Origin of the sequence: Paenibacillus qinlingensis (assembly GCF_013204845.1) — a bacterium.
Taxonomy (GTDB): domain Bacteria; phylum Bacillota; class Bacilli; order Paenibacillales; family NBRC-103111; genus Paenibacillus_E; species Paenibacillus_E qinlingensis.
This window is the reverse complement of record NZ_JABMKY010000010.1, coordinates 1-11,561: the sequence shown is the minus strand read 5'-3', so window position 1 is coordinate 11,561 and position 11,561 is coordinate 1. Positions and strand designations below refer to the sequence as shown.

Sequence of the window (11,561 nt, the reverse complement as noted above, 5' to 3'; positions counted from 1 at the left end):
TGAAGTTGACTCGCATTATACGTTATGATATATTAACTCTTGCTTCGCCAAACGGATCTCGTCCAGGCGGTAAGAAGTGTCATAGGTCTCAGTAGCTCAGCTGGATAGAGCACACGCCTTCTAAGCGTGCGGTCGGGGGTTCGAATCCCTCCTGGGACGTCAATTTTAAAACAAAAGGCCGCGCAATTGCGCGGCCTTTTGTTTGTTATAGACTTATAAAATTTTTAACATCGGATGTTTAGAATATGTTGTAAATCCGCCGCAAATTTTGTCGAATATTCTCTTTTTTTAGGTTAAAATATGATATAGCACATGTTAACAACTCAGAATTAGCTAAGTTACTTATAAACTTAGAGGAGAGAGCCGGATGCAAGATACAACGAAGCACCATTCAGAAATTTTATTATCTATACAAAGCCATCTAGCTATGATTATGTTTGACACGAGCGGCTATGTAACATGGGCAAATTCACTTTTCACTTCTGCCATGGGATATTCGGTTGAAGAAATTATTGGCTTTCATCATAGCAAGTTTTGTTTACCTGAATTTGCTTCCAGTTCAGCGTATGATACTCTTTGGAAAGATTTACGTAGAGGTAAAGCCTTTCAGGATAAAATTATTCGGGTTACTAAAGGCGGAGGCAGACTAACGCTTGAAGCGACTTACATGCCTGTCTACAACGAAGGCCACGTGGATGCAATTATCAAGATCGCTACGGATGTCACGAGACGTGAAACTGTTCTACAACAGAGTACTTCAGATCTGAAAGCTATGGTAGAGAAGATTACTGCCAACACCGATGACGTATTAGAAGCTTCGAAAGTGATTGTAACGCATATGTCGGAGATGAGTAAGGAATCTTCTACAGTTGATAAGCAAGTCAAAAGCATCCAATCCGTAACCACGATTGTCAAAGAAATCGCTTCTCAGTCCCATCTATTGGGCCTGAATGCCGCAATTGAAGCTGCTCGTGCAGGCGATATTGGACGCGGCTTTGAGGTAGTTGCAAATGAAATTAGGAAAATGGCGGCTTCTAGCAAAGATTCTGCCCAAGATATATCCGATCAGCTAACTGATATATCAACATCAGTAACATCAATGATTCAACACATTGAAGATATTACACAGCAAATTTCCGTCAACACCCATTCTATTGAACAATTAAAGAAAGCTTATGATCATATCGCTTCGACCACGGAACATTTGGCATCCTCCATTTAAATGATTTACTTTCCCTAACCTTAGCCTGGCCTGGCCAATAAACGCTTCTATATAATTTCTATATAATTGAAAAGCACCCCGCTGCATCTGCAAGCAAGGGTGCTGATATGGATAGATTCGTACTCCTACACAGACGGCCTATTTGGTTGATGATGTCCAGGCTCCGTTGAATCGAGATTCGATTGGATACGAGATGATTGTTTCGAGTGATCGATCGCACTTTGTGTTTTCTGCCCCATACTTTTCTTTTTACCCATGGTAAGCAACTCCTTCTATTTATAGAATGAACGCCACCTTAGTATGGAGGGTTTCACTACTGACTATGCTGGTTATCGTTTCCTATTGTCTGGCATCAAATAAGAATAAATGTTAGAGAGTAACAAAGAGCCTGTAGGGGTATCCCTACAGGCTCTTGCTCATGCCAAACGACGTTAGTGCATCTTGTGAGGCAAATTCTTGCCTGTATGACCGTCACCTTGTGTCCTTTTATTCTTCTCGGCTTTCCTCTGCTTCTCATGCAGCTTGCTAATGAAATGACTATCCATGAGCACTCGCCTCCTGAATAAAGAATGGCATTACCCTAATAGAATGTCACGCAAGGTCGGTATTTAATCGCATAGCCAAATTAATTATTGCACCTCTGAATTCAACATCAGATTGTGCTTTTTCGTATAAAGACTCAAAAGTTTCGCGATTTTGTATAAATTCAGGCTCGGATTTAATTGCTGTTTGGGTCCAATTAATCAATAAGTTCTCAGCTTGAATCAGTTCATTGTAAGCGCGATGTAAGCCAACCTTCTCAATAATTTCTTCCATTTCAGCTTGACCTAATTCTACGCCATCTTGTTTTGCAGTTTCAATTCGTTTATCCGCTTGCGTGCTAATTTGCAAAAAGTGCTCTTTCGATGCTAAATAATCAACTTGAGCTCTTGAATATTTAATTCCCATTGTCATCACCTTCGTTTATATAATGGCAGTACTTGGATTGATTGTAACAGTCTTGTCAACAAAACACAAAAACCACGGTTCATCTTACTTTTGTCATGTTCTGGACAGACATTTAATACCTTTCATTCGCATACCCTTTATCATTATGCTCTCTTCAAAAGAAAGGAAGGAACGTCTATGTGCGGAATAACGGGTTGGATAGATTGGCGGAAAGACTTGACCGGGTACCCGTCCATTCTAGAAAATATGACGGAAACGCTCCAACTGCGCGGACCTGATGCTTCAGGCACCTGGATTTCGCAGCATTGTGCCCTCGGACATCGACGTCTAAGTGTTATGGATCCTGAGAATGGCGCTCAGCCTATGGTCCGTAAACAAGGCGACTATACGTATACCATCGTATATAATGGCGAACTCTATAATGCCCCTGAGTTAAAAAAAGAGCTCGAGCTTCGCGGCCATCAATTTCGAACAACGTGTGATACTGAAGTCCTTCTGGTTGCCTTTATCGAGTGGGGGAAAGCATGTATAGACCGTCTGAACGGTATCTTTGCCTTCGCAGCTTGGAATGACCAAGAGCAGTCACTGACCCTAGTACGGGACAGACTCGGCGTAAAGCCTCTTTTTTATTCCCATCAGGATAGTGTATTATTATTCGGCTCTGAACCAAAAGCTATTCTAGCTCACCCTGACTTCAAAGCAGAGGTTGGTGCTGAAGGCTTTGCAGAAATATTCGCTGTCGGACCGGCTAGAACGCCAGGACATGGGATTTATCGCAACATGTCTGAGCTGAAGCCAGGTCAATTTGCTATTTTTGATCGGAATGGCTTATCCATTCGAACGTACTGGAAGCTCGAAAGCCATTCCCATCCCGATGATATCGCAGGTACTGCCGCGCAAGTGCAGCAATTGCTCCGGGACACTTCAGAGCGTCAACTCGTATCCGACGTCCCCATCTGTACGCTCCTCTCCGGCGGACTTGATTCTAGCGCACTTACCGCGCTCGCTGCGACGCACTACAAGGATAGCGGGAAAGGACCGCTTCACACCTTCTCCGTGGACTACAAAGATAACGATAAGCATTTCAAAGCGAACCTGTTCCAACCGAACTCGGACGCACCTTGGATAAAAAGGATGACAGAGCATTTAGGAACCGAGCATCATTACATTGAATTTGATACCCCGGAACTTGTGGAATCTTTGAAGACAGCCGTAATAGCCCGAGATACACCGGGAATGGCCGATGTCGACGGGTCTCTCTATTTATTTTGCCGAGAAATCAAGAAAGAAGCTACGGTTGCGATCTCTGGAGAAGCAGCTGACGAAATATTCGGTGGATATCCTTGGTTCCACAATACAGAAGCATTAGAAGCGAACACATTCCCGTGGTCACTTAAGCTAGCGAATCGGGTCGACCTGCTCGCACCAGACTTCGTCGATTGGATTAAACCAGTCGAATACGTCAGTAATCGATACCAGCAAGCCTTAAGCGAGGTACCTCGCTTAGCTGGGGAAACGAAGCAGCAGAATCGGATGCGAGAAATGTCCTATTTGAATATTACGCGTTTCATGCCTACGTTACTTGATCGTAAAGACCGCATGAGTATGGCCGTTGGCCTCGAGGTTCGCGTCCCTTTCTGCGATCACCGTCTAGTTGAGTACGTGTGGAACATTCCGTGGGAAATCAAAACGTCAGGAGACAGAGAAAAAGGCATATTACGTCAAGCATTACGAGGTGTATTGCCTGAAGATGTGCTGACGAGGAAAAAAAGTCCATATCCGAAAACACATAACCCGAATTATTTAACTGCCGTAAGAAAATGGGTATTGGAAATCTTGGATGACCCTTCATCCCCTATCTTGCCTTTTATCGATGTCAAAAAGATTCGCGCACTCGCCAGTTCGGAGTCGAATGATTTCGACCTCCCTTGGTTCGGTCAGCTAATGACAGGGCCGCAGTTATTCGCATATTTAGCTCAAGTGGATATGTGGCTGCGAACCTATAAAATCTCGATCCGATAGAAGGAATATGAGATTGCGGAATAATAAAAAGACCTGCTTCCACGCATTCTCGTGGTTGCAGGTCTTTCTGTGTCTAGCTCGTTTGATCAGGAAGCTGATCCAAGAACATACGCAAGGCTTTTGCGCGATGACTCATTTCATTCTTCTCTTCCATCGTCAACTCAGCCATCGTTCGGCCCAGTGATGGAATGTAGAAGAGAGGATCGTAACCAAATCCGCTTTCGCCGCGCTCTTCATGAATAATAAAGCCTTGGCAGACATCCTCCGCTTCGATCACTTCATTCGCAACGGGATCAATTAACGTGAGCGCACAAACAAAGGAAGCCTCACTAAGTAATGGAGGGTGGCCATCCCCCGCACTTAATTCAATCCGATTTTCCAACTCATGCAAAGCTTGAAGTAGTCTGGCATTATTGTCAGCATCCGTTGCGTTTTCTCCAGCATAGCGAGCCGAAAATACACCTGGATCACCACCTAGTGCCCTAACGCATAAACCAGAATCATCAGCAAGTACAGGTACATGAAGATGTGCAGAGATGATTTGCGCCTTGATTCGCGCGTTCTCTGCGAAGGTCTTCCCACTCTCAACTATCTCAGGTAAATCTGAGTAATCCGCTAAACTTCGAACCTTATACCCTTTTGCTCCGAAAAGCTTGGCGAACTCTTTCACTTTACCCTCATTACGCGTTGCAATTACAACAAAATTACTTTGTAGCTGCATGCCCAGCACCTCGAATACGATCTGCGATCGGTCCTAGCACACCGGATTGTACATCAATCATCGTGTTAATTCCCGCTTCTGCGAGTGCTAGTAACTCATCAAGCTCTTTACGGGAAAAAGGAGCATCCTCGCCCGTACCTTGCACTTCCACGAATTGACCTTGGCCCGTCATAACAACGTTCATATCAACCTTCGCTTTGGAATCTTCTTCATAATTCAGATCCAGCCTCGGAGTATCCCCAATGACGCCTACACTGACAGCAGCAAGGAAGTCGTTGATTGGGAACTTGGCAAGGTTTTTATCATTAGCAAGCTTATTAATTGCAAAAGCCATCGCCACAAAAGCACCTGTGATGGAAGCTGTACGTGTACCGCCATCGGCTTGAATCACATCGCAGTCCAGTGTAATGGATCTTTCGCCGAGCGCTTCCAAGCTGACTACCGAACGTAGCGCTCGACCGATCAGACGTTGAATTTCCATCGTGCGTCCACCGAGCTTACCTTTTGCCGCTTCACGCTGATTCCGAACTTGAGTTGCCCGCGGCAACATCGAATATTCCGCTGTAACCCAACCTTTCCCTTGTCCTTTCATAAAAGGAGGAACACGCTCTTCTATCGTTGCTGTACAAATGACTTTCGTATCCCCGACCTCAATGAGGACCGAGCCTTCTGCGTGTTTTATATAATGAGGGGTTATTTGCATAGGTCGCAGTTCTTGATTTGTTCTTCCACCAATTCTCATAAATGTCTTTCTCCTCCTGTAACTACATCTAAAGCTCTAATCCTTACGCCCCATTGTAACAAACTCATCAAGGAAAAGCATCCTAACACTAGCTAATATGGAAAAAACCGAAAAACCACCAGGCACTCCTCCGTCTAAGAACGTTGGAATCACCTGGTGGAACGTTGGTTATCAATTCGATTAAAGCTTGATCGCAGGATTAATATGCGTTGGTCTCAGGACAGGCTTACTGTAGTTTTGATTATCTGTGGACGTAATTTTCACAGCGCCATCCACTTTAATTTGCACTTGTTTAAACGTGGTGTTCTCCGTTAATGACAAGATGATCGATTGCAAGGCATCCGCTGAAGCTTTTTGATCCGTACCCAGTAACTTGTTGGAGAAATCCACGGTGATTAAACCTTCGCCTGGCTTAATACTCTTGAGCTCTGTCGTTGCATTTAGGACAGCCCCAAGCCCCTTCTTCTGATCCGGCCCTTTAATTAATTGCTCAACAACAGCCTTCGCAACATCGTCCGTTCTCTTAATTAGACGTGTCACAGGGACGTAGTATTTGTAATTTTGATCATTCTGATTTAGGAAATAGAGCGTAACCGGTGTAGCTTGACCAAATTCGGTATCCTCTGACTTCTCCAGATTGATACCCATCGTGCGCGCCAATGGCGCATCAAGTGGTGTTCGGCCCTTCGGCATCTCTTTTAAGTCCTTGCCATCTACACGCAACTGAACCTTATCGATCGTAGGGAAGTTCGTCAAGTTCCACGTAATTGCCTCAAGGAGCTTGCGTTCATCCTTCACATCGTAGCCCAGGAATTCTTTCGAGAAATCAACTATAGCACTTTTGTCTGATTTTACATTTAAGCTAATAACCTTAGTACCTTTGGGTAAAAGCGCTTGGAAACCTGAAGGCAGCTGACTCGTTTCTGGTCCGCCGTCCACCATGTACTCTAATGTCGTCTTTGCAACAGAGACTGTCTTTGGCAACGCTAGACTTAACGGCGTCACGAAGCCTTTGGCATCTTTCACATACACCGTCATTTGTGACGTAATATCTTCAGACATGTCAACTGTAACAGCAGCTGAAGTCGTCTTCACATCTACGTCTGTACCCGCCCCAGGAGGTGCATCGATGTCACTCTTCTTTCCACTGCCCAAAATGGAACATCCCGTGGTCAGTAGAACAATCACCCCCGCTAAAGCGGCTGAACGAATCCAATGTTGATGTTTCATTTGCTTATTTCCTCCTTCGATTTTTGCTATTCGCATGGCCTGTACGATGCTTTTTCGTATTACTATGTATACGGGGCTTTGTCCGATTTATAACTACTTTTTGTCCACCTTTCTATGAATCGCAAAAAAAACTTAATGACTACGAGGATTATCACCAATCTTAGTAAATTCGAACTCATATGCTATACTGAATACCAGCATGAAACTGAAATGATAAACCACGATCAAGTGCAATAACTACTTTCGGATATGGATCAAGGAGGTCTTGTTATGAGAACATTTTTAAAGGAAAAGACCCTCATTTTCAATGAATTTCGAGAAGAGGTTTTCAGTCATTATCCACAAGCTATCATTGAGGAAGCTGTTGCTAGATTGCTTGTTGAAATAAAAGGCATTAAGAAAATCCCCACCGACTTGATCACAACCACCCTGCTCGGGGTGCTAAGTAAGACAGAAACATTCAACGTCATGTCAACCCTCATGGAGCTTCAAAAAAAGGTGAAACATGATGCCGAGCTGCTAGCTAGCATGAAAGACCCTGCCTATAACGTTCACCGCACAATTGCGATGTCCATTTGCGGATTATACGGGAGCGGCGCGATTTCACTATTCGGATTCATCGATTGCAAATTCCGCTTCTTTTTCCCGACGAAAAGACCTAAATCCTTCATTTCCAAGGGGATTTGTGCGATTGTCGCCTCAACTGCAAGTGTCATTATTTCGGATAGCGTGAAGATGGATTACTCCAAACGCAATCTGCAAATGCTCGAGGCCCGCGGTGTGCTTCTGGATGATATGGTCGAGATTCTCGACCAATTGCAACGTCCCTATAATCCAGATATGCCACGAAGTCTCTGTGAAGAGCATATTCTAGCTGTCCTTCGCAAACAGCAAACCTTTCATGCGCTCCAACTCGCGATCAAGATTGATACCGCTGTCGAAGCGAAGGAATTCAACCCTCAATACAATCATATTGTCGGGATGGACGAAGGACTTTTCGGTGTAGATGAAAGCATCGCAACTGCCGTCCCTCTCATGTACGGGACTATAGCACTCACGAATTTCGGCTATCTCGATAAGGCCAAAATCGGAATAATTGAGCAGCTCGATAGTGACCATGCCGATGGGAAATGCAACACATTTATCGACGATATGGTCTGTGGGATTGTGGCCGCAGCTTGTGGTCGGTTAGCGCATAACCATACGCCGACGTATAGTAAGCCGTTGAAGTAGCGGGAAGTGTGATTTGAAGCAAAATAACTGGTTGAAAGTGCGAAAGGGAACGTAGGGGCGCTATTTGGATGAAATTCGGAGTAAATGCTAGGGATGGGGAACGTAGGGACGCTATTTGGATGAAATATAGTGTTTTGGCATCATTTTGAGGGAATAAGGGATCTACGTTCCTCCTTCTGGGTAAAAGTGGCTGTTTTGGGGCAAATAGAGGATCTGGGTTCCCCCTCGTTAGATCATTGAAAAAAAGCGCTGACCATGTTACCACGGTTAGCGCTTTTTCGTTATTTGGATATCGCGACGTAGGACACGCGATCTGGTTGCGGATCCACCTGCTGGATGCGGCCTTCGGCCTCCAGCAGGATCAAGTGCGCGATCGTCTCCGACAGCGCGAATCGCAGCTGGTGCACGCTCAGCCGGTCGCCGAACGTCGCCCGGCACACCTCATAAGCGCTCAGCGGCGCGCTTAGCTGCCCTTCCATGAGCGCGAGCCGCTCATGGTGATGGCGCACGAGCTCCTCTGCGCGCGCACCGAAGCCCTGCCATGGCTCCCGGTGCCCCGGGTAAGCCATCACAACCGGCAGCCTGCTGATTTCCTGCAGGCTGTTCAAGTACGCGCCGAGCGGGTTTTCTTCCACCTTCGGGAGGAAGGAAACGTTCGGCGATATTTGCGGCAAGACATGGTCGCCGCAAAACATCACCTGCGCCTCAGCGTCGTAGAAGACGAGATGCCCCGCGGCATGGCCGGGGGTCTCGATGGCTTCATAGACGCGGTCGCCGAGGCGCACGGGCCCTTCACGCAGCAGGGTAACCTGCGGCTGCGGGGAGACCAGATCGACGAAGCTCACCATGTGCTTCGTCATCTCTTCCAGCCCGGCTTCGGGGAAGCCATGCCGGGCGAAAAGCTCGAGGAGCAGCGGAGACATCGGCTGCTCCGGGCCCCACAGGAGCTGCACCTGCGCGTATCCGGTCTCCGATAGGAGAACCGGCGCGCCTGTGCGCTCCTGGAACCAACCGGCCATCCCGTAGTGGTCGGGATGGTGATGAGTGAGCACGATTTGTTCCACGTGCTCATAACCTATGCCCTGCTCCTTAAGTACTTGCTCCCAGAGCGCTTCCGCTTCCGGGGTGTGCAGCCCCGGATCAATCACCGTGTAACCGTTGCTGCCACGAATCAGGTAAGCATTCACCCAACGCAAAGGGAATGGCAACGGCACCTTCACTTGCGTAATTTCATCTGTATGTATGGTCACGACGTTCATAGCCTGGTAGTCATCCTTCCTTATGTCCAACAAAAATCATCCGACTCGAAACTTCTGGCGAATAAGCCTGACCTTCATAGTCACCATAGACTTGATCAATATGTAATCCAGCTTTGGCCAGCATCTCCTCAAACACCGGACGCTCATATAACTTCACCTGCTCCAAATAATGCCTGTCTGGTGCACCTGCTTGCGAAATCATGATCCGTTTGCGTACACAACCATCTTCGATCGTTCTCGACTCACGAATGGTCATTTCCTCTACCTTCCGCTCCGATTGCGCGACCAAGTTCGCTTTCACGTATACGGGATTCAGAAAATCGATAATGAATCGACCTTCCTTTTTTAACAACCGATGCATCTCATGAAGCACTTTCTCATTCTGCTCATCTTCATCAAAATAACCAAAAGACGTAAACAAATTCACAACCGCATCAAACGACTCACTTAGCGGCACATCCCGCATATCTCCTTGAATCCATGTCACTCGCTCTTCTCCACTCTGCTTGATCGCTTCCTCAAGCAACACTTTCGACAAATCAACGCCAGTTACGGTATAACCAAACTCCGCAAGCGCCATCGAATGCCGCCCCATCCCGCAACAAAGATCCAAAAGACGATCCCCTTGCTTCAGATTCAACCAGTTCACCATTTTCTTCACTTCATGGTAAGCACCCTGCATGTCTCTATGTTTATAAACAAGTAAGTAATCATTGCCAAAACTCTCTTGGTACCACGCCATCTTTTCAACACCTTCATCTTTATGATTAAAATTCTACGATTAAAATGTTATAAGAGCAGCTTCTGTTTCATGATCCGTAAACCCTCTAATGCTTCTTCCCTGCTAAAATTCCCTGCTTTCAATCGCTCATCCTCAACCTCGAGTAACTTCTCGTAGAAAATAAGACCTTGCTTCGGCAACTCCAACCTCTCCGGATGGTCCTCCATATAATGAAACAAAATATCTTCAACCTTCGCATAATTGCTTTGTTTCTCATAATGTAAGAAAAGCAGCTTCTGCATCCCTTCAGGGATCTCCCAGCCTTTCAGATGATTTAAGCTCGTAACCAGCCTAGAGGCAATTTCTTCATTAAGTTCATCCTCAGGCTCAACTTCCTCTGACAAAGACAAATGCAGAAGTAAATCTGAGGACTTCAGGTACGCCCAATAAGCCTCCCCATCTTCCTCATGCTGACTCATCATGTCACCTTGCCCCACGAACATATCGCTAATGACTAACGCCTTCGCCGTGTCAATGCTCCCTTGGTAGGATAGCAATTCCAGAATATCCTTACTGGACAAAGACTGGAGGGAACGAATATTCAAACCCAATAGGTGACGACTAGCTTCATCTAACTGTCTCTGCGCATCTTCAATCGGGATATGTTCCTTGTTAAAAAGAATCCGATGCAGCACCACCGTCAATTGTTCAATCTGTCGCATCAAATAATCACGCCTGAACATCCGAAGCAGCTCCTCTCGGTTTCAAAATACACCTCAATTTAGCTTACCACGCCTCGGGCGGAAACTCAAAAATACATTCCGCCTATTTTTCTCAGATACCGCACCATTGACAGCAGCCCTTCATAAACTAATTTTGACTGTATCCCTTAACCTTGTAATTCCCAATACCCGAGCAAGGAGGGGTGACACACATCCATGGGCAGCGACCACAAAAACAAATTTTTACTTACGAACCGCGAACGCGAAGTATTCGAACTCTTAGTGCAGGACAAAACGACAAAGGATATCGCACAGCAGCTTTTCATAAGTGAAAAGACTGTGAGGAATCATATATCGAACGTCATGCAAAAGCTGAACGTAAAGGGTCGTTCACAAGCGGTTGTAGAACTGATTAAGCTTGGGGAATTAAAGATCTGATTCCGTCAGCAAAGGGATCCATGCAAGCCACCCACCCTCCTTCGGAGGGAAACGGGGGCTTTTATGTTTGTATTGTGATTCTACTACTCTACATACCAATACCTCATTGGCGGATGTAGCAGTCAACTTACCAACTAACTACCCAACCATTAACCCCCCACACAAATTAACTGGATTTTGTACAGGCCTGTTGATTAACCAAAAAAAGGTAGCCAAAAAGACCGCTCATTCGGTATGGTATTTGTACCCCTACAAACACCCGAAATGAGGCGGCCTCATGAACAAGTCTACTTCACTATCAAC

At 45.9% G+C, this 11,561-nt stretch carries 13 protein-coding genes and 1 tRNA gene; 5 read left to right on the top strand and 9 right to left on the bottom strand.

Features of this window, described 5'->3' with window-relative positions; genetic code table 11:
* Positions 1 to 85 precede the first annotated feature (85 nt).
* Both HQN88_RS18595 and HQN88_RS18590 read left to right on the top strand, forming a co-directional pair.
* Positions 86 to 159 (top strand) — tRNA-Arg (locus tag HQN88_RS18595).
* A gap of 208 nt (positions 160 to 367) precedes the next feature.
* The gene (locus tag HQN88_RS18590; protein WP_173115265.1) at positions 368 to 1,222 is read left to right on the top strand and encodes a methyl-accepting chemotaxis protein; all 855 of its coding nucleotides are present in this window, start codon (positions 368 to 370) and stop codon (positions 1,220 to 1,222) included.
* A gap of 125 nt (positions 1,223 to 1,347) precedes the next feature.
* Here HQN88_RS18590 and HQN88_RS38125 read toward each other — a convergent pair whose 3' ends face one another.
* The 3 genes from HQN88_RS38125 to HQN88_RS18580 all read right to left on the bottom strand — a co-directional run bounded on the left by HQN88_RS38125 (position 1,348) and on the right by HQN88_RS18580 (position 2,170).
* A complete protein-coding gene (locus HQN88_RS38125) occupies positions 1,348 to 1,479 on the bottom strand; it encodes a hypothetical protein (RefSeq protein WP_274319606.1) in 132 nt (43 codons plus the stop codon).
* Between the two features lie 174 nt (positions 1,480 to 1,653).
* Positions 1,654 to 1,767 (bottom strand): DUF4023 family protein, encoded by a 114-nt coding sequence (locus tag HQN88_RS18585; protein WP_082595252.1) that lies wholly within the window; start codon positions 1,765 to 1,767, stop codon positions 1,654 to 1,656.
* Between the two features lie 46 nt (positions 1,768 to 1,813).
* Entirely contained in the window at positions 1,814 to 2,170 is a 357-nt protein-coding gene (locus tag HQN88_RS18580) for a hypothetical protein (protein ID WP_173115263.1), read from the bottom strand.
* A gap of 177 nt (positions 2,171 to 2,347) precedes the next feature.
* On the opposite strand from HQN88_RS18580, the gene asnB reads away from it, so the two are divergent.
* Positions 2,348 to 4,192 carry an asparagine synthase (glutamine-hydrolyzing) gene (asnB, locus tag HQN88_RS18575; protein WP_173115261.1) on the top strand — a complete coding sequence of 615 codons (1,845 nt, stop codon included), beginning with the start codon at positions 2,348 to 2,350 and terminating at the stop codon, positions 4,190 to 4,192.
* Positions 4,193 to 4,265: 73 nt separating this feature from the next.
* Here the strand turns inward: asnB and rdgB are convergent, their stop codons facing one another.
* The 3 genes from rdgB to HQN88_RS18560 all read right to left on the bottom strand — a co-directional run bounded on the left by rdgB (position 4,266) and on the right by HQN88_RS18560 (position 6,885).
* Entirely contained in the window at positions 4,266 to 4,913 is a 648-nt protein-coding gene (rdgB, locus tag HQN88_RS18570; RefSeq protein WP_173115258.1) for an RdgB/HAM1 family non-canonical purine NTP pyrophosphatase, read from the bottom strand.
* Positions 4,897 to 5,655 carry a ribonuclease PH gene (rph, locus tag HQN88_RS18565; protein WP_173115255.1) on the bottom strand — a complete coding sequence of 253 codons (759 nt, stop codon included), beginning with the start codon at positions 5,653 to 5,655 and terminating at the stop codon, positions 4,897 to 4,899. The genes rdgB and rph overlap by 17 nt, the downstream gene beginning before the upstream one ends.
* Positions 5,656 to 5,835: 180 nt before the next feature.
* Positions 5,836 to 6,885: a GerMN domain-containing protein gene (locus tag HQN88_RS18560; protein ID WP_173115252.1), complete on the bottom strand. Its 1,050-nt coding sequence runs from the start codon at positions 6,883 to 6,885 to the stop codon at positions 5,836 to 5,838.
* Positions 6,886 to 7,155: 270 nt separating this feature from the next.
* Between HQN88_RS18560 and HQN88_RS18555 the strand changes: the two genes are divergently transcribed.
* On the top strand, positions 7,156 to 8,118 hold the full coding sequence (locus HQN88_RS18555) for a phosphatidylglycerophosphatase A family protein (protein ID WP_173115249.1): 963 nt from the start codon (positions 7,156 to 7,158) through the stop codon (positions 8,116 to 8,118).
* A 281-nt stretch (positions 8,119 to 8,399) separates the two neighbouring features.
* Here HQN88_RS18555 and HQN88_RS18550 read toward each other — a convergent pair whose 3' ends face one another.
* From HQN88_RS18550 to HQN88_RS18540, 3 genes are read right to left on the bottom strand one after another with little or no spacing between them, the layout of a single operon-like run.
* Positions 8,400 to 9,377 (bottom strand): MBL fold metallo-hydrolase, encoded by a 978-nt coding sequence (locus tag HQN88_RS18550; RefSeq protein WP_173115246.1) that lies wholly within the window; start codon positions 9,375 to 9,377, stop codon positions 8,400 to 8,402.
* Between the two features lie 10 nt (positions 9,378 to 9,387).
* The gene (locus tag HQN88_RS18545) at positions 9,388 to 10,119 is read right to left on the bottom strand and encodes a class I SAM-dependent methyltransferase (protein ID WP_173115243.1); all 732 of its coding nucleotides are present in this window, start codon (positions 10,117 to 10,119) and stop codon (positions 9,388 to 9,390) included.
* A 47-nt stretch (positions 10,120 to 10,166) separates the two neighbouring features.
* A complete protein-coding gene (locus HQN88_RS18540) occupies positions 10,167 to 10,841 on the bottom strand; it encodes a DUF6483 family protein (protein WP_173115240.1) in 675 nt (224 codons plus the stop codon).
* A gap of 195 nt (positions 10,842 to 11,036) precedes the next feature.
* Here HQN88_RS18540 and HQN88_RS18535 point away from each other — a divergent pair, with 195 nt between their 5' ends.
* Positions 11,037 to 11,258 carry a helix-turn-helix domain-containing protein gene (locus HQN88_RS18535; protein ID WP_028556998.1) on the top strand — a complete coding sequence of 74 codons (222 nt, stop codon included), beginning with the start codon at positions 11,037 to 11,039 and terminating at the stop codon, positions 11,256 to 11,258.
* Positions 11,259 to 11,561 lie beyond the last annotated feature (303 nt).